The organism is Corynebacterium sp. 32222D000AT (assembly GCF_053546955.1).
This window is the reverse complement of sequence record NZ_JBPPVW010000027.1, coordinates 1-17930: the sequence shown is the minus strand read 5'-3', so window position 1 is coordinate 17930 and position 17930 is coordinate 1. Positions and strand designations below refer to the sequence as shown.

Annotated in this window: 18 protein-coding genes; 12 read left to right on the top strand and 6 right to left on the bottom strand. The window is 56.2% G+C overall.

Going from position 1 to position 17930, the window contains the following annotated elements; translation table 11 throughout:
• Window positions 1–232 precede the first annotated feature (232 nt).
• Together ACEE23_RS11035 and ACEE23_RS11030 are read right to left on the bottom strand one after the other, a co-directional pair.
• A complete protein-coding gene (locus tag ACEE23_RS11035) occupies window positions 233–1186 on the bottom strand; it encodes a replication protein RepA (protein WP_448872483.1) in 954 nt (317 codons plus the stop codon).
• A gap of 298 nt (window positions 1187–1484) precedes the next feature.
• On the bottom strand, window positions 1485–1616 hold the full coding sequence (locus ACEE23_RS11030; RefSeq protein WP_448872481.1) for a hypothetical protein: 132 nt from the start codon (window positions 1614–1616) through the stop codon (window positions 1485–1487).
• A gap of 273 nt (window positions 1617–1889) precedes the next feature.
• On the opposite strand from ACEE23_RS11030, the gene ACEE23_RS11025 reads away from it, so the two are divergent.
• From ACEE23_RS11025 to ACEE23_RS10985, 9 genes are all read left to right on the top strand, one after another.
• On the top strand, window positions 1890–2285 hold the full coding sequence (locus ACEE23_RS11025) for a DUF6355 family natural product biosynthesis protein (RefSeq protein WP_368520923.1): 396 nt from the start codon (window positions 1890–1892) through the stop codon (window positions 2283–2285).
• Between the two features lie 3 nt (window positions 2286–2288).
• Window positions 2289–2609 carry a DUF6355 family natural product biosynthesis protein gene (locus ACEE23_RS11020; RefSeq protein WP_368520922.1) on the top strand — a complete coding sequence of 107 codons (321 nt, stop codon included), beginning with the start codon at window positions 2289–2291 and terminating at the stop codon, window positions 2607–2609.
• 54 nt (window positions 2610–2663) lie between these two features.
• Window positions 2664–3092 carry a DUF805 domain-containing protein gene (locus ACEE23_RS11015; protein ID WP_368520921.1) on the top strand — a complete coding sequence of 143 codons (429 nt, stop codon included), beginning with the start codon at window positions 2664–2666 and terminating at the stop codon, window positions 3090–3092.
• Window positions 3093–3449: 357 nt separating this feature from the next.
• Window positions 3450–6896 (top strand): MobF family relaxase, encoded by a 3447-nt coding sequence (gene mobF / locus ACEE23_RS11010; RefSeq protein WP_448872478.1) that lies wholly within the window; start codon window positions 3450–3452, stop codon window positions 6894–6896.
• 122 nt (window positions 6897–7018) lie between these two features.
• Window positions 7019–7603, top strand: coding sequence for a ParA family protein (locus ACEE23_RS11005; protein ID WP_257037048.1), 585 nt, complete (start codon window positions 7019–7021; stop codon window positions 7601–7603).
• Complete coding sequence (locus ACEE23_RS11000) at window positions 7603–7857, top strand: plasmid partition protein ParG (RefSeq protein ID WP_046095274.1); 255 nt, start codon at window positions 7603–7605, stop codon at window positions 7855–7857. Before ACEE23_RS11005 ends, ACEE23_RS11000 begins: the two co-directional genes overlap by 1 nt.
• A 565-nt stretch (window positions 7858–8422) precedes the next feature.
• Window positions 8423–8851, top strand: coding sequence for a hypothetical protein (locus ACEE23_RS10995; RefSeq protein WP_257037049.1), 429 nt, complete (start codon window positions 8423–8425; stop codon window positions 8849–8851).
• 272 nt (window positions 8852–9123) lie between these two features.
• Entirely contained in the window at window positions 9124–10578 is a 1455-nt protein-coding gene (locus ACEE23_RS10990) for a replication initiation protein (protein WP_448872475.1), read from the top strand.
• A gap of 107 nt (window positions 10579–10685) precedes the next feature.
• Window positions 10686–13532, top strand: a complete 2847-nt coding sequence (locus tag ACEE23_RS10985) for a DNA methyltransferase (protein ID WP_448872473.1) — start codon at window positions 10686–10688, stop codon at window positions 13530–13532.
• Window positions 13533–13707: 175 nt separating this feature from the next.
• Here ACEE23_RS10985 and ACEE23_RS10980 read toward each other — a convergent pair whose 3' ends face one another.
• Together ACEE23_RS10980 and ACEE23_RS10975 are read right to left on the bottom strand one after the other, a co-directional pair.
• Window positions 13708–14562 (bottom strand): 23S rRNA (adenine(2058)-N(6))-methyltransferase Erm(X), encoded by an 855-nt coding sequence (locus tag ACEE23_RS10980; protein WP_011152925.1) that lies wholly within the window; start codon window positions 14560–14562, stop codon window positions 13708–13710.
• A 99-nt stretch (window positions 14563–14661) separates the two neighbouring features.
• Window positions 14662–14709 carry an erythromycin resistance leader peptide gene (locus ACEE23_RS10975; RefSeq protein WP_011152926.1) on the bottom strand — a complete coding sequence of 16 codons (48 nt, stop codon included), beginning with the start codon at window positions 14707–14709 and terminating at the stop codon, window positions 14662–14664.
• A gap of 266 nt (window positions 14710–14975) precedes the next feature.
• Here ACEE23_RS10975 and ACEE23_RS10970 point away from each other — a divergent pair, with 266 nt between their 5' ends.
• The gene (locus ACEE23_RS10970; protein ID WP_448872470.1) at window positions 14976–15596 is read left to right on the top strand and encodes a recombinase family protein; all 621 of its coding nucleotides are present in this window, start codon (window positions 14976–14978) and stop codon (window positions 15594–15596) included.
• 9 nt (window positions 15597–15605) lie between these two features.
• On the opposite strand, the gene ACEE23_RS10965 is transcribed toward ACEE23_RS10970, so the two are convergent.
• A complete protein-coding gene (locus tag ACEE23_RS10965; protein WP_448872468.1) occupies window positions 15606–15899 on the bottom strand; it encodes a hypothetical protein in 294 nt (97 codons plus the stop codon).
• A gap of 235 nt (window positions 15900–16134) precedes the next feature.
• Between ACEE23_RS10965 and ACEE23_RS10960 the strand changes: the two genes are divergently transcribed.
• A complete protein-coding gene (locus tag ACEE23_RS10960) occupies window positions 16135–16344 on the top strand; it encodes a hypothetical protein (RefSeq protein WP_005325312.1) in 210 nt (69 codons plus the stop codon).
• On the top strand, window positions 16344–16724 hold the full coding sequence (locus tag ACEE23_RS10955) for a hypothetical protein (protein WP_147761265.1): 381 nt from the start codon (window positions 16344–16346) through the stop codon (window positions 16722–16724). The genes ACEE23_RS10960 and ACEE23_RS10955 overlap by 1 nt, the downstream gene beginning before the upstream one ends.
• 83 nt (window positions 16725–16807) lie before the next feature.
• On the opposite strand, the gene ACEE23_RS10950 is transcribed toward ACEE23_RS10955, so the two are convergent.
• Complete coding sequence (locus tag ACEE23_RS10950) at window positions 16808–17500, bottom strand: 3'-5' exonuclease (RefSeq protein ID WP_448873615.1); 693 nt, start codon at window positions 17498–17500, stop codon at window positions 16808–16810.
• Between the last annotated feature and the right edge of the window lie 430 nt (window positions 17501–17930).

Genomic DNA, 17930 nt, shown 5'->3' with positions numbered 1-17930 from the left:
TTGTGTTTAGATCAGCGCATGGTTGTGTTTAGATCAGCGCATGGTTGTGTTTAGATCAGCGCATGGTTGTGTTTAGATCAGCGCACTCTTTTCGGGTTTGTGTTTAGATCAGCGCACGATTACCTGGGGTTTTAGATTTGTGTTTAGATCAGCGCATGGTTGTGTTTAGATCAGCGCACGATTATCCGGGCAAAAAGAAAGCGCCCGCGTGGGGCGCTTCGTGTTGTGTTGGCTAGTCGAGTTGGGGCTTGGGTGGGCGCTGCCGGATAGAGGTGGCGGTCTTGGTGACGGTGACGCCGTTAGTGTCAGCGGTGATGCCGGCGTTAGGCCAGACCGTCAGAATGTCGCTAATAGCTTTTTTTACATTCGTACGGAAGTCTCTTCTCTCGGCGGAGCTTTCCAGTTTCTTTGTGGCGAAATTGTCAGCAATCATGTCCCAAGTGAAGGTGTAGGCCTCGCGGTTGTTTTTCGCCAGCCAGTACTGCTTCAAGGTTAACCAGATGTAGATGTCCATCGAACGCGGCTTAGTGAGCTGGCGCAGAACATTGAGGTCGATGGGGATAGGAGACTCGGCGACGTACTGAAAAAACTTTGAAGTCAATACGAGTTCGGACTCAATGAAGCTTCCTTGGTTGGGGTCTCGGGGGTCGAACCAGAGGTTCCAATCATCCAAGATTTGAGTGTTTCTACCTCGGGTGTGTATTCCGTCGTCGCTTTGAACGGTGATGACGGAGCTGGCTAGTCGTTTGATTTGTTCGCGTAGGAGGGTGACGTTTCCGCGCTTTCCGCCATTTGCGCGGAGTTCAATTCCGATTGCTTGGAGGAAGTGGCTCATGGAGTGGCCAAGGGGGATTCGGCGTGCTTCTGCTTCGTCGATTTTTCCCTCTTTGAGCTGTCCGGCGTTTTCGACCGCGCGGGTGATGATGTAGGCCATGATGAGGCGCGGGTATTTGCCGTAGGGAACCCCGTTAAAGGACACGATTGAAATGGAAGAATTTCCTGATTCGATTGAATAGGTGTTTCCCTCAACCTGCCTGTAAGGGAAGAGTGCTTGGACGAAGAGTTTAGAGGTGTAGCCGACGTCTTGGGCTTGGAGGAGTTCTTGTGCGGCGTCGTGTTCTTGCCTGCGGGCTAGTTCTTTGACTGCTTCGAGCTTGTCGTGCCAGTTGGGCTTTTTTGGCGCCATGTTTACCTTTCTCGGTTCTGTCGCCGCCCGTTTCCGTGTCTATGATGTAGACTCCGTAAGTGAACGGCGAAACCGTTTCTTTGTTTTTGGACCCCCGCTAGAGCGTCAACTCTATAATGCGGGGGTTTCCTCATTTTTGAGGAACGTGCGCGCCCTGGACTTGAACCGAGGGTGTGTGCCGCTCACGCTGCGCACCCCACGAGTGTGAGGCGCGGCTTTTTATTTTCTCCGCCTATTAAATCACATCAGTGTGATTAATGGCTGGAACTTTCTCCGGAGAGTCTGCGCGTGGTGCGCGTTAGCGGCGTGTGACGGTGGGCTTGCAAGGTAGTCCCCAGCCGGTGGTGTGGGCGGCGTTAAACGGCTCGGCCTGGTCGATGATTTGGCGTGCAATCTTGGCCGCTTCGCGCCCGAAAAGTTTGTTGAGCATGTTCCCTGTCATTAAGCAGTAGTGCAGATGGGAGGTAATGGGCTTGGCTCGCTTACGAATTGGCCATAGATGCCCAAACGACTGTGGGGACGTTAGTGGTTGGCGTATTTAGTGACCTGTAGGGCGTTTAGTTAATTGGGAATTAACATCGATAAAGCTTTGGATAACTTTTCCGTTATATCCTTTACTTAACTAACCGATTGTGAGTAGCGTAGGTCGCACGGAGCGCTGGTTCTGCTCTGGTTCATTTGTTTGAAATTAAGGGAGCTTTTCATGTCAGGTTTGAGTAAAACTACTCCAATCGCAAGTTCGGGTATTAAAAGAATGCTCGTCGGCACAGGGGCACTATCTCTTGTTTTCGCTGGGATGGTGACGATTGGCGAAACTCCTGAAGCTTCGGCGACTACTTGCGGCTACCACACTGAGCACATTGACCGAGAACACAATTGGGGGGATGTGACTATTCCTGTAGTGGATGTAACTGTTCCTTTTCCTGGTGGCAGAGTTGAAACAGCATTCTGGGGAAATTGCAGTGGTGGAAACGAAAAGATCAAGGTTAATGCAGAAAGTGGAGATTACGAAGTTTGTGTTAACCCAGGAGATTCCCAACTTGGCACGACTCGAGAAGGGAAGAAAATTTCCGGCGCTTCAAAGATTGGAGCGTGCTAAATAATGGGAAAAATTACTCGTAAAACACTTTCGACAGTTATTGCTGGATGTACAGCACTAGGCTTGTTGACGGTCAGCCCTATCGCTTCAGCTTCAGTATGCGGTTTCGTGGGAAAAGCTACGGGGAGCCCTATCGCCGGCAAAGGCGACGATGGAAAATACGAAGAGGCCGTTTACACTAACTGCAAAAACCATCCAGTAAAGATTAAAGTTAAGTATTTTTACGCATCCGAGGATAGGTGTGTAGGGCCTGGCGAAACCCGGCTAACCGTAAACCCGAACTTAGGAGCCTTGGTTGGGGCAGACGAGATCGGTAGTTGTTAAGGGATAGGAAATCTCCTTCCCTAAAGTATTCTTTTATCGGAAGGAGATTTTATTATGGATAAGCAGTCTTCCTACCAGGCCCTGCATGGGGCGTCTCCGCAGCAGGCCGTGTCACGGTTTTTCTTGAGATATTTTGCTTTTAAAGGGTCAGCCTCTAGAAGTGAATACTGGTGGATTTTTTTCTTCTTGACTATTGGTTCATTCTTCGTCAGCATGCTCGATAATCATTTAGGTGATTTTCATGGAGTATCGCTAGAAGAAGTGATAGCAGCAATCGTGTTTCTGCCTTTTCTTGCGTTGCTATCGAGACGGCTGCAAGATGCGGGATTCTCCGGAATTCTAGTTGTATTATTTTTTATCCCCATAGTGGGAACTATCCCTTTAATGATCATGACCCTTCTTCCCTCAAGTGATGACAAACGTCATCTCTTTTTCCAGCAGAAGGTGTCGCCTTCAAGCCAAAAGGAAGCACGATCGGCTTAAAGGAAAGTCTGGCAATCGTAAGCATTCAAGTGTGTGGTTACGGAAGTCTTTAAGGATAAGGGAGAGACTGGCCTGATTTTTGGTCAGTTCCTTCAACCTGTCGGGGGGGCGACACTAGTCGTTGTGCGTGGTGTTAGTTCATGGTTCTCGCGTTGCCGCGAAAGTTGCTTACGCGACTTCCTTGCCCATGTAGCTGTCACGCCCTGGCACAACCAACTCCACTGAAAGATTCGCCGGTTTTCTGCATTGACCTCGTCTGAATGGCGCTTAATCGCCATATTCTATGGTACATTTGCAGTAAACGTGCTTCCGCACTCCGTGCGGGGGCGTGCCAGGGGCGAAAGGAGGTTGCGGGACGTGCTGACCATCGCGAAGATGCACGGTGAATCCGTGGCCTATTATGAGTCCACTGTCGGCGAAGACCAGGATGAAAATCTCGGCCCGGACGGCTACTACTCCGAGGATGGAACCAAGCCGGCGGAGGCATGGGTAAACGCGCGTACCGGTGCCCAAGCGGTGGCGGTTGCTGAGGCGCTGGGGGTCGCTGAGGGCGAGCAGATTCGTGGTGAGAATGTGCGGGCGTGGTTTAACAAAGCTATCGCCCCGTCGGGTGTGAAACTGGGGCGCGCGCCGAAAGATTCGGGAGTGCCGGGCTTTGACTTAACGTTCTGCGCGCCAAAGAGTGTGTCCATGTTGTGGGGGTTAACTGACGATGCGGCGGTGCGTCGAGCAGTTGATGAAGCGCATGCCGAAGCGGTCGGAAAAGCACTGTCCTATCTGTCGGAGCACGCGGGCTATACGCGCCGTGCCGATGAGGGTGATTCGTCGCTGATGATCATCGATCGCGTCGAGGCTTTAAGCGGCGTGAAGTACGAGCATCGGACGAGCCGCGCGGGCGATCCGCACGTCCACTCACACGTTCTATTAGCCAACAAGCAGCGATGTTCTGACGGGAAGTGGCGCACACTAGATGGAGTCAGCCTTTATCACGAGGCGCGCGCAGCGGGCATGGTTTACCAAGCCACCTTGCGCGAGCGCCTAGCCGCGTCGCTGGGCGTTGAGTGGGGCGAGACGGTCAACGGGTGCGCGGAGATGCGCGGGCTTGACGATCGTGATCTTATTGAGGCGTTTTCGACTCGCGCACGCGAAATCGACCAGTGGCGCGCAGTCAATGGCCTTGATGCCAACACGCAGATGGCGCGCATCGGGCAGAAGAAAACCCGCCAGACTAAAGACCTCGACACTACCCTTAACGAGCTTGAGGCCAACTGGCGGCAGCGCCCGGCCGGCCACACGGTCCGCGAGATTATTGCAGACATTCGCCCGCGTACCGAGCTTGCTGAGCGCACACACGAGCGCCCAGGACTGCCGACAATCGCCGAGATTATTGAGGCGGTGACGGAGGAACGCTCGACGTTTACGCGTGCCGATGTCGTAGAGAAAACCGCCGAACTTATCCCCGTTGGAGCCGTCGAGACCGAGAAGATACTCGCCACCGTGGAGGAACTCACGGAGCAGGTTTTCCGCGATGGTGCGGCCTGGACTGTCACCCCAGATAAGTCGCGCGTGTGGGATAAAGCCGCCCGCGAAGGCTCCCAACGTTTTACCTCCCAGGGCGTGGTCGATGAAGTCAATCGCGGCATCGATCTGGCCTGCGAAGTTACCAACGCTGGCGTTGATGCATCCTCCATTCGCGAGCGTCCCGGCACACTGTCTGCCGCACAGGCAGACGCTATGCGCGCGGTGGTGTCCTCGCGCTACCGCGCGAGTGTGCTTATCGCGCCTGCCGGAGCCGGTAAGACCTCCTCGCTCAAGGCCGCGCGCAGCGCGTGGGAGAACGCCGGGAAACAGGTCATTGGTCTAGCACCTACCGGCAAGGCGGCGGACGTGATGGTTGCCGAAGAGGTGGCTCATGAGTCCATGACGCTCGCGCGCGCCCTGCGACAAGCAGGCGACCTTGACGCGCGCGGGGCAGCCGCCCAGTTGGGCTGGGATCGTGAGACTGTCGTGGTCGTGGACGAGGCTGGAATGGTCGCCACCCCGGACATCGTGCGCACCTTAGACATTGCCCAGGCTGCTGATGCCCGCGTGGTTTTCGTCGGCGACCCGTACCAGTACAGTGCGGTGAAATCGCGCGGTGGCATGCTCGCCACCCTGGCCCACGAGCTGCCCGATGTCGCAGAGCTCGCGGAAGTCTTCCGCCAGTCCGATGCGGCTGAGCGTGAAGCCTCGAAGCGTTTGCGTACTGGCGAGCCTGCCGATGTTGAGCGTGCCGCTGACTTCTACGCCGAGGCTGGACGCTTGTCCGCAGGTTCAGTGACCGCCATGATGAACGATGCGTTGTCTGACTGGAAGAGGGATGTGCTGTGGGGCAGACAATCCCTGCTCGTGGCATCGAATCGCGACTACGTGGACGCGCTGAATGCCGCCGCCCAGAAACACATGGCTGAACTCGGCGAGTTGGACTTGTCGGAGTCCGTGCCGGTATCCGGCGGGCACTTCGCGCACGTCGGAGAGACTATCTTGACTCGCCGCAACGACTACGACCTGACCACCAGTGCCGGTGACGTGGTGCGCAACGGACAACGCTGGGAGGTCGAAGAAATCGATGCTGAAGGCAATATCCGCGCACGCCGGTGCGACGATACAAACGCCACAGTGACGCTACCGCGCGCTTACCTGCGTGAACATACCCAACTGGGCTATGCGTCTACCGGCCATTCTGCCCAGGGTGCGACCGTCGATATTGCGCGCGTTGTCGCCGAAGTCGGCCAGATTGATCGCGCCGGTGTCTACGTCCCGCTGACACGCGGACGTTACGGAAACTGCCTCTACATGGCCGAGACCATGCCGGGAGATGGCGATACCGGACACGGGGCCAACACCCCAGTCGAGCGACGCGAGTCCACCGATTACGCCCGCGACCTCCTTATCCAGGCCGCGACCCGCAGCACTGGCGATATCACCCCGCACGATCTGCACCGAAAGACCCGCGCCGACTGGTTCATCACCCGCCTATCGCACCGACTCCCGCAGGCCGACCCATTCGCCAACACCCGCATGGGTGAGGTTGCCCGGCACCGCACGCAGGCCCGGATGGAGCGCTTTAACGACTTCCACGCAGAAGCACAGCAAGCCGCCGAGCGCAGGAACCGATTGAAAGGCATTGACCCCAAGGCCGTGCTGCGCCAGCGCACCCGTGACAAGTGGACGGCTCTGGATAACCGCTTGACAGAACTAGGAAATCTCCGCGATGAGCTGAAAGGACAGCGCGCTGAACTCAACGAGCAACGCCTGACACTTTCCAATCAAGAACGCGATGCCCAAGGCAAAGTCAACGAGGCCACGAGGGAAATCAAGTACGCAGAACGTGCCCGCGACAACCGCGGCTGGTGGAAGAAGCTGTTTGACCCGGAAGCCGGCAACGACACCATCGCCGAATGGACGAGCGCCCGTGATAAGCGCCAGCAGGAACTCGACGAGCTTCGCCAGCGCAAGGAAGCAATTGAAGCCGAAACGGCCCAGATCGAAGACAAGCTTGCCGACATCGAGCGCGAAGCAAGACCAATGGAGAAAGAGCACGCCTTGCTCTGCCTCTACGGCGAAATCGTAGATCCACTCGTGTGGAAGATGGTCGCCCCGCAGGAAGAGACCGAACAGACCCGCCTCGAAGACGAAGCCATTAACGAATGGCTCGGAAAGGACGGCACGCGCGCCAACTTCGAAACCGGACACTCCACCTTTGAAACGGGCGAGTCCGCCAATTCCTACGACATCGTTGTCGAGGACGGAATGGAACTCTAATCCCAATTGAACTGCCTAAACGGTTGACACTAACGTCTTAACGTTTTAACGTTAGCGTTATGACGTTAAAACGTTAACGTTTTAACGCTAAGACGTTTATTTCGAAAGAAAGTAGCAGTGACATGCGCATATCCCTCGTCCACACCAAAGGAGGTGTGGGCAAAACAACGAACACCATCATGCTGGCGACCGCCGCAGCACGCCGAGGTATCGACGTGGAAGTCCTCGACGCCGATCCCCAAGGCTCAGCAACACGGTGGGCAGAAGTCGCATCCATGCGAGAAGACAAACTCGAGTTTCCAGTCCGAAGTGTTGACGCGCGCCGCCTCCAGCGCTTCCCGGCATCGGACGGTTGGCAGATCGTTGACACCCCGCCCGGCACTGCCGACGAGATTCAAGCCGCGATCGATACCGCCGACTTAATTATCGTCCCGACTCACGCCGCGCCTCTCGACATCGATCGTGTTTGGCCGACGCTTGAAACCGTCGCCCACCGACCGCACGGAGTCCTCCTGTCCGGAGTCCTCCAACACCGCCGCCTCTACCGCGAGACGCGCGAACTCTTTGAGGTGCAAGGAGTCTCGACGTTCTACAACGTCGTCCCGGAGCGCGAAGAAATTAAGACTTACTTCGGCACTAACCCCGAAGAGCTCTACACCTTCACCGACATCTGCGAAGAAATACTAGGCATCGAGGAGATGGACTAATGGCAACGAAGAAAAATAGCCTCGCCGACACCATGCGGCCGAGTATGAGTGCGGGGAAGAAAAAGGTCACCGTCGAAGACACGCTGCGCCCCGGAACCTCCGAGCTTTCCCGACGCACCACCGTCTACTTCACCGAAGAAACGGCCAAAGAACTCAAGATCGCAGCCATCGAAGACGGAACCAACATGTCACAGATTGTTGAAGATCTGGTCGCGGACTGGTTAGTCAATCGCAGCCGTGAACAGGGGAAATAGCGATAACGTTAAAACGTTAACGTTATAACGTTAGCGTTTTGACGTTATAACGTTGTTAGTGTGAGGAGTGTAAAATCGTTCAAGTTGCGGGCGGCGAAGAACCTTTTATTCTGGTGGTAGTCAGTAGTGCTGGCGAGGGGCTTAATCCTCCCCCCGGAAAGCTCTATTGCCCCGCTGGCTTAGAAGGTCGCCGATTTCCCCGAGGTCGGCGACCTTAGCTGTTTCCCCTGGTCGCGCAGAAAGTGCACACGGCTTTGAAATGATGCCGTTATGAGTACTTTTCTAACCAGTTTCACGTTCATCCTAGGAATCATCGCCTTGGCGGTGGTCGTCTGTAGCGAAGACCGAGGACTACGTCCCAACGCACGGCAGGCTGCTCTAGCCGTAGGGTTCGCCATCGCAGGTGTCGGGCTTTTCACCGGCGTGTGTGCGCTCCTCACAGCGATCAACGGAACGCACTAGCCCCGAATACTCGTTCCCGCCGGCAACAGCTCATGTTGTCCCCGGCAGATATAAAGAATCGAAAGACTCGAATTTCACTATCTCCTGATGAAAGGCCCCAGTCATGACGAAGTACACCGAGCTGTGGGAGGCGATCCTCCACGAAATCACCATCCCGCTAGGAAAATACGCGGTGGCGTATGACATCGGCGCGATCTCGGACGAGCTCATCGTCCTCGTGGACGCGGCTACCGAACAATCGGGATACGCGCTAGCCCCAGAGAAAGACTTCTGGCGAGTCATCCGCAACCATGCCAAGCCAGTCTCCGAGATTGACCGCTACATGGAGCAACTAGAAGCCGCCGGCATCGAACGCGACGCTATCGTCCTCGATGATTCCGGCGACTACCGCAGACTTTCCGAAAACGAGCAAGCCGAGGTCGACATCCTGGACAACAAAGTCGGACGCCTAACAAGCGAAATGACCGCGTTAGTAAAAATCCGTGGAGAACTTGGACGGCACCCAGACACCCCAACACAAGCACTTAATTAGCGCATGAGGACAAGCAAGCACATGCCATATCGGTAAATCTGCGCAGGCGTGTGTCGACTTATGCGCAGGTTGAGCCGAAGGAGCTTAGAGGGGGTAAAAGTGCGCAGCCGTGAGGGTAAATCAGCGCAGGGCGAAAACGCGCATTAAGTGTGTCACCAGGGGCGAATTACGGTGGTGTGATTTACTGTCAAGAAAGACCGAAAAACGAAGAAAGCCACCGGGCGGCAACCCAGTGACTTTCGCTTATCACCCAGTCGCCACTGGGAGAAAGCATGACTGTGAGTTTACCCAATCGTGTAGATTCTGCACACATTGAGACGCGCTACCGTGTCGACCGCGACTGCGCGGGCCTCGACGATACGCCCGCGAGCACGACAGACCGTGATTTTCTTCTCGCGCATTTAGGCCGCGATGTCCTCCACGGTTCAGTTACGCGCGACTTTAAAAAGGCCTACCGCCGCAACAAAGCCGGCGACGTCTCGCCACGCATGTACCGCACCGACTCCGAAGCCCTCGGCAAATGCGAGTACGTCAAGCTCACGAGCAAGCAATACGCCGCAGTCCTCGTCGTAGATATAGACCAGCCGGGAGAAGCCGGAGGCCATCCAGCAGACCTGGCGTTGTACGTGCGCAACGTTGTGCGGGTGCTTGTTGAGCACAACATCGGCCCAGCCTGGGTGGGAGTGAACCCCATTAGCGGGAAAGGGCAGTTTATCTGGCTCATTGACCCCGTTTACGCGGATGCTTCGGGTAAGTCTTCGCAGATGAAGCTTCTAGCTGCGACCACGCACACCCTAGGCGAGCTGCTCGGCCACGATCCCCATTTTGCTCACGGGTTTAGCCGCAATCCGTTCTACACAGGGAAATCTCCGTCAGCTTATCGTTGGTATAGGCAGCACAATCGCGTGATGCGTCTAGGTGACTTGATAAGGCAGGTGAGGGACTTGGCCGGGACAGACCAGTACGAGGCTGCACCACGCCAACAATTTAAGTCAGGACGGGAACTCATTAACGCGGTGAAAACCCGCCGTGAAGAGGCACAAGCGTTTAAGGCACTGGCCCAGGACGTGGACGCGGAAGTCTCCGCTGAACTCGACCAGTACGACCCGGAGCTCATCGACGGCGTGCGCGTGCTCTGGATTACCGAGGGCACCGCCGCCCGCGACGAGACCGCGTTCCGCCACGCCCTCAAGACCGGCCACAGGCTCCGCGCCGCCGGCCAACGACTCACGGATGCAGCCATCATCGACGCCTATGAGCACGCCTACAACGTCGCACACACCCACGGCGGCGCAGGCCGACCCGCAGAGCTTCCCCCGATGCGCGACCGCCAGACGATGGCACGACGAGTCCGCGGCTACGTGACACAATCCAAGAGCACGGCCTCCCTCGGCTCGAGCGCTTCTGGAAAGGCAACCAGTAGCGAGCGCAAAGCCTTGGCCACCATGGGACGCAGAGGCGGGCAAAAGGCTGCACAACGCTGGAAAACAGACCCAGAAGGGGAGTACGCACAAGCACAGCGAGAAGCCTTGGCGTCTGCGAACAAACGCCGAGTAATCCAGGGACAGAGCACTCGCGGCCGTGTCCTCTCTATTTATTCGCAAGTCCTGTTCGACACCGGGACAGCGCCTACCGCGAAGCAGATAGCTGAAGAGATCGGGTGTGAGCGCAGTACCGTAGCGCGTCACATTTCGGCCCTCAAGAAGGCGGGGCTGCTTCAGGGCTAGAGGTGTGAATGCCGTAAGCAATATACGGTTCCCCTGCCGCTAGGCAGTTAGGTAAAACCTCACTCAAGAAAAACCTTGATGGGCGGGGCACCTTATATGCTTTGTTCATGCTCTCTGATCCTGTCTTTGACCGTGCCACCATCCGCCATAAACTCATTGAGTTCAAAATCCGCTGGCGCGGCCATATCGACCAGTGGAAAGCAGAAAACCGCCCCGCCACCGAGTCCAGCCACGATCAACAGTTCTGGGGTGACCTCCTAGCCTGCTTCGGCGTCAACGCCCGCGACCTTTACCTGTATCAGCGCAGCGCGAAACGAGCCTCCACCGGCCACACCGGCAAGATTGACATGTTCATCCCCGGCAAAGTCATCGGCGAGGCCAAGTCCCTCGGCATCGACCTGGACAAGGCTCACGAGCAAGCACTCGACTACTTGCTCGGCGGCACCATCCCGAACTCGCAGATGCCGGCCTATGTCCTCTGCTCCAACTTCGAGACTCTGCGCATCACGCGCCTGAACCGCGAGTATGTCGGAGACTCTGCAGAATGGGACGTTACCTTCGACCTGGACGAAATCGACGAGCATCTGGAACAGCTCGCGTTCCTGGCGGACTATGAGACCTCGGCCTATCACGAGGAAGAACAAGCCTCCCTTGAGGCCTCACGCCTGATGGTCGAGCTGTTCCGAGCCATGAACGGCGACGAGGCAGACGAAGCCGTGGGCGATGAAGCCCCAACCACCCCGGAGGAAGAAGACGAGCGCGTCATGCGCACCTCGGTCTACCTAACGCGCATCCTCTTCCTCCTTTTCGGCGACGATGCAGGACTGTGGGACACCCCGCACCTGTTTACGACGTTCGTGCGCAACGAAACCACCCCGGAATCTCTCGGACCTCAGCTCAACGAACTTTTCCGAGTCCTCAACACCCCGGAGGACAAGCGGCCTAAGCGCTTGCCCGGCACCTTGGCGAAATTCCCCTACGTCAACGGCGCAATCTTCGCCGAACAGCTCGACCCCGAATATTTCGACTACGCCATGCGCGAAGCCCTGCTCAACGCCTGCGACTTCGACTGGTCAAAAATCGACGTGTCCGTATTCGGCTCACTGTTCCAGCTGGTTAAGTCGAAAGAAGCCCGCCGTGGCGATGGTGAGCACTACACCTCGAAGACCAACATCATGAAGACCATCGGCCCGTTGTTCCTTGACGAACTGCGTGACCAGGCTGACAAGCTTGTCTCTAGCCCGTCTACCTCTGTTCGCAAGCTCGAAGAATTCCGCGACTCACTGGCTGCCCATATTTTCTGCGACCCGGCATGTGGGGCGGGAAACTTCCTGCTCACCGCCTATAAAGAACTGCGCCGTATTGAAACGGACCTTATTGTGGCTATCCGTCAGCGCCGTGGCGAGACTGGCATGTCGCTGAATATTGAGTGGGAGCAGAAGCTGTCGATTGGGCAGTTCTACGGATTTGAGCTGAACTGGTGGCCGGCAAAGATTGCAGAGACGGCGATGTTCCTGGTGGATCATCAGGCGAATAAGGAGTTGGCGAATGCGGTGGGGCGTCCGCCGCAGCGTTTGCCTATTACGATTACCGCACATATTCACCACGGCAACGCTCTCGCCCTGGACTGGACGGAAGCGCTGCCCAAAGCAGTGGGGGAGACGTTTATCTTTGGCAACCCGCCCTTCTTAGGTCATGCCACCCGAACCACGGAACAAGCTGAAGAACTGCGTACTCTCTGGGGGACAAAAGATATTTCCCGCTTGGACTACGTCACCGGCTGGCACGCCAAGTGCCTGGATTTCTTCAAGAACCGCAACGGGCGCTTTGCTTTCGTTACGACGAATTCAATTACCCAAGGCGACCAAGTACCGCGATTGTTCGGTCCTATCTTCAAGGATCGGTGGCGTATCCGCTTCGCGCACCGCACATTCGCCTGGGATTCCGAAGCACCTGGTAAAGCTGCTGTCCACTGCGTCATCGTCGGCTTTGACCGGCAAGACAGCCCTGCACCTCGACTGTGGGACTACCCCAACGTAAAGGGGGAACCTGTAGCCATTCCAGTCGAGCGCGCGATTAATGGGTATCTCGTCGACGGGGCGAATGTACTCGTCGAGAAGCAAAAGAAACCCCTGTCGCCGGAGCTGTCACCTGCAGCGTTCGGAAATATGGCACGAGACGGCGGAAACCTACTAATCGAAGCCGACCAGTACGAGGAGGTCATGTCAGACCCCATCGCCGCGAAGTACGTGCGCCCGTTCCGTGGCTCACGCGAGCTGATGCACGGACTGGAACGTTGGTGCCTGTGGCTCGATGGGGCTAACCCCGGCGATATTGCCAAAAGTCCGATTCTGAGACAACGACTGCAAGCGGTGGCGGAGTTCCGCGCCGCTAGTAAAGCAGCCAGTACTCGAAAGATGGCCGATACACCTTACCTGTTTGGTCAACGTTCCCAGCCACAAACCGACTATCTGTGTATCCCGTCAGTAGTCAGCGAAAACCGGAAGTATTTTACTGCGCAACGTTTATCGGAGGAAGTGATTAGCAGCAATCTAGTGTTCACCACAGAAGACCCCGATGGGTTGCAGTTTGGCCTGATTTCTTCGTCGATGTTTATCACTTGGCAAAAGATGATTGGTGGACGCCTTGAGTCGCGACTTCGTTTCGCCAATACGTTGACATGGAATACGTTCCCTGTCCCAGAACTCGATGAGAAGACGCGCGAGCGGATCATCAAGGCAGGACAGAAAGTACTCGACGCTCGCGCCCTGCACCCGGATCGCTCACTCGCGGAGCACTACAACCCGCTGGCCATGGCGCCGGAGTTGGTGAAGGCGCACGACGCGCTCGACCGGGAAGTGGATAAAGCAATGGGGGCGGCGCGCAAGCTCACTTCGGAGCGGCAGCGCCAGGAGCTGCTATTTGCCAACTACGCGAAACTCACCAACAACTAGCTCAATGCTTGTTCGAATAGGCCGCACTCATGTCGCGGGTGCGGTCTATTGTCGAGAACATGAGCTTCCTTACCGAGTACAACGCTGCCCGCGAGTTGTCCGTGATTGATGCGTCTGCGGCCAGACTTCGCTTACCTTTTAGTACTACTGGTGCAATTCGGTTTTGGTGGGGGGATTAACGCCGCCGGCTTCGGTTTTTCCGTTGAGGAGGTCGTTGACTACTTCCCGATGGTGAAATTGGTCGATGGTGCGGTGAAGAGGAACCAGTCACCTGGAAGAGATCGATCCAGTCGCTGGTGTGCAATCTGGGAGGTAGGGTCGCAGGGTCGATTCCTCGCGAGTGCAACCATGATTGTGTTTCTGAACGTGATGAAAACAACCCTGCCCTTCGGAGAATTTCCCTTATCCCGCGTCCCCGGGCAGTGAAAACGGTGTGCACCATCGCCTGAAAGGCTTTGCGCTGCTCTATCGGAATCTTCGGGTCACCCACCCGGCGGATCACTAAGATCCCCCCGTCAACGTTTGGCTGTGGCCGGAAAGCAGACCTTGGTACCCGGGAACCCAGGTGAAATGTGAACCATGGGGACCACTGAGCCGTCATCATCGTGCTTGCGCCTACCCCAGCCCGGCGGCGAGCGACTTCCCACTGCATGAGGAGTACAGCGTCAGTCCATGCCGGCGCATGCAGCAACTTTCGAAGAATGGCAGTGGTGAGATGAAAGGGAATATTTCCCACAATGACGCAGGGAGTGGCGGGTAAACGGAAGTTAAGGAAATCATCATGGACCACTTCGACCGCCGCCGAGGAGGTTTCTTGTGTGAGTTTGGCAGCTAGTTTTGCGTCCACTTCAACTGCCGTTATTGCCCTCCCCAAGTAGGCCATCGGGTGAGTGAGGGCACCGCTTCCTGGTCCGATCTCAATGATGGGGCCGGAGGTTTGTTTTACAAGATCGATGATGGAGTTGATGATCTTGTGGTCGGTGAGAAAATTTTGGCCATGTTCGTGACGGCCGTGTCCGTATGCAGACATCAGGTGTGCTCCTTGGAGTTGAAAAGGAGCCGGGCATGACAAATGACCGCCCGGCTAAAGGACCGGAGTGGTTTTTAACCTACGGGGTAGGAAACCGCCTTAGCGGTTAGAGCGCAACCGCAAGAAAGCGGTACCTGAAATCAACATGGGCCTAATTATATCAATTTAATTTCGCGGGTGATACGCGGTGAAAAAGAAGACAACTGCGCCGCAACAGTGCAAGACATCTGCACCTGGACTGGAATTGTATTTGTCCTACCTTCGGCTCGTCGCGCCGCCACCGCTGGCGGATTTCGTCTCTGAGCAACGAGGGGGAGTTACCCTACCTCCGAGCGTTTTTAAAGTACACCCTAAGCGAACAGTTTGAGAATTACATGCATCGCGTTTAACTCACTGTTCGCTAGGGTGGGTTTATGGGTAATGAAACAGAACCGTCACTACCTCTAGACCTTCCTGAACAACCAGAGGTGGTTACGGGGCAGAAAATCGGTTACGCGCGCGTGAGTTCCAAGGATCAGAATCTCGACCGGCAGTTGGCGGCGTTGAAGAAGGAAAAAGTCTTCCGCATCTTCACCGACACGGTGAGTGGTTCGTCCACCCAGCGCCCCGGCTTAGATGGGGCGCTGAATTATGTGCGCGCCGGCGATCAACTCATTGTGGTGAGCATGGACAGGCTTGCCCGCTCGCTTATCGACCTCCACCGCCTGGTTGATGAACTCACCGAACGCGGAGTCTCGGTGAAGTTCCTCAAAGAGGGGCAGACCTATTCATTAGATTCCAGTCCGGTGGCCAAGCTCATGCTTGGCCTACTCGGGTCGGTGGCGGAGTTTGAGCGTTCGATTATTCGTGAGCGCCAGGCCGAAGGTATTGCTAAAGCCAAGGCGCGCGGCGTTTATAAGGGGCGTGCGAAAGTCCTCAATGAGGAACAAGTAGTGCAGGCGCGCAAGTGGGTGAGCGCTGGTATTCCGAAGGCTGAGGTTGCCCGCCGCCTCGGGATAGGGCGCACGACCCTATACAGGTACCTCTCCGGTTAGCGAGCCGCGTTAGAGGTGGTCGGCAAGCGAGAAGAGGGCGAGCGTACCCAGGATGAGACCGAGGAAGATTCCGGCATCGATCCAGCGCGATTTTTTAACTGGTTCCTCCCACGGCATGGTGGCTGCTATGGCGACACCAACGCGCACTGCTACAGCAAGCAGACAGAAGGCGAAAAGCGTCAGGAGCTCTGCCACCCGGCCAAACAGACCAGCGACGATAAGTGAGATGACTGCCGCCCCGAAAATTACGGTGCTGGTGCGAAGCGACGGACGAGGTGCGGGTGAAGGATGTTTTCTACTCATGTGGACACCATGTCATACGAGTGTGCACATTCCCTCGAACAGGGATTTGCCCAGCATGCGCATGATAGACACGCGTGCTGGGCGATTTTTCTCGACCGGTGGACTCGTGTGCGTTAGCCGCGCGTGACGGTGGGCTTGCAAAGCAGTCCCCAGTTCAATTGGCGAAGGAACATAATCAAGAAAAACCGTCAACCCACGGTTGACTTGTTTAGTCTCCCGTCGGTAGACTACTGTTATGAAGCGAAACGCCGTCATCAAGAAATTGAAAGCGGAAGCCAAGCGGCGCGGTCTTGAATTTGAGGAAATCGCCCTATCGCGCCATGACGCTTATCGGGTAGGCAGCACGACCCGAACCTTAGGTAGGCACCGTGAGATTGACGATGTGACAGTCAAGAAGTTTTTCGACCAATACGCCCAAGAATTAGGTAAAGGCTGGTGGAGGTAATGACCACGACATACACAGTAACCGCAGAACGCGGAACCAGCGGAGTATGGGTGCTCGAATGCGCCGAACTAGGGGCAGTGTCCCAAACTAAGCGGCTGGCTAATGCTGCCGACGAGATGCGCGAAGCACTGGCCTACCAGGCAGGCCTAGACCCAGACGAACTCAACATTATTGTTGATGTTGTTCTCCCACCGGGCCTTGCGGAAATGAAAGCTCGCGCCGAAAAAGAACGCGAAGAAGCGGCACGACTGGCCGCTGCGGCACAGGCAAGCACTCATGACCTCGCTGTTGCAATGAGAAACGCTGGAATGACCGTGCGAGATATGGGAACAGTCCTCGGAGTGTCTTACCAGCGCGCCCAAAAGCTCGCAGCATCCTAAACACTGAAAGCGAAAGTCGCCCAGTACGCGTGTCTATCATGCGCGTGCTGGGCGACTTTTATCGACCGGTGGGCTCGTGTGTGTTAGCGGCGTGTGACGGTGGGCTTGCAAGGTAGTCCCCAGCCGGTGGTGTGGGCGGCGTTGAAGGTGACGGCCTGGTCGATGATTTGGCGTGCAATCTTGGCCGCTTCGCGCCCGAAAAGTTTGTTCAGCATCTGTCCGGTGGCGGTCGCGTCGGCGATAGCCGCGTGGGACTGCGGGTTATTCAACCCAACATGGTCAAGCAGGGCGGAAAGTTTATAGGAGCGCAGGGACACCATTTGCTTAGCCAGGGCGATGGTATCTACGAAGGGGAAGAACACGTCCTCCCCGTCTGGGGTGGTGATGCGGTCGGTTTCAGCGAGAATCATCTTGGAATCAAAGGGGGCGTTGTGTGCCATGAGCACCATGCCATCTATACGTGTGGCGAACTCGGTGTAGACCTCTGGGAAGGTGGGTGCGTGGGCGACATCAGCATTGGTGATGCCGTGGATGTGGGAGTTTTTAATCTGCTTGCCGTCAGGATTAATCAACGTGTGCCACTGGTCGACAAGCCGGAAGGATTCATCAAAGCGGGCGACGGCGAGTTCAATGATGCGGTCGTAGCGCTTGTTAAACCCCGTGGTCTCTGTGTCAATGATGGCAAAGACTGGACTGCCCGCCTGCGGGCGAGTGGCGTTGTCTAGAGCGTTGTCTAGGTGGGTGAGAGTCTCGCGGAGTCGGTCGAAAAAGTTCATGCCCACCACACTACGGAGTGTCCTGGACACGCCCTGGTGGGCGTAGAGGTAAGTGGGCGGAGGGGTTAGGCCGTCGAAGTTGGGGAGAGGTTTTATTTTTGATTGTTTTTCTTTCCCCGTGGTGTCGGTGAGAATGCGTGTGTGCCTTGAGTAGTGGGGTAGTTGTGTGGCAACCAAATCTTTGATTTGGGCGGCAGCCCAACGAACGAAGTGAGGCGGGAGCCTAAACCGTAACCCGTATTGAACGGTTTTGTTGGTTGATCGCCCTTGGTATAGAGATACAGGGATATAGTTATAAGCGACCTGGGAAAATAGGTAAACGTGCAGGTTAAACCCTGTGAATAATTGGCGCTTTGTGTTTAGATCAGCGCATGGTTGTGTTTAGATCAGCGCATGGTTGTGTTTAGATCAGCGCATGGTTGTGTTTAGA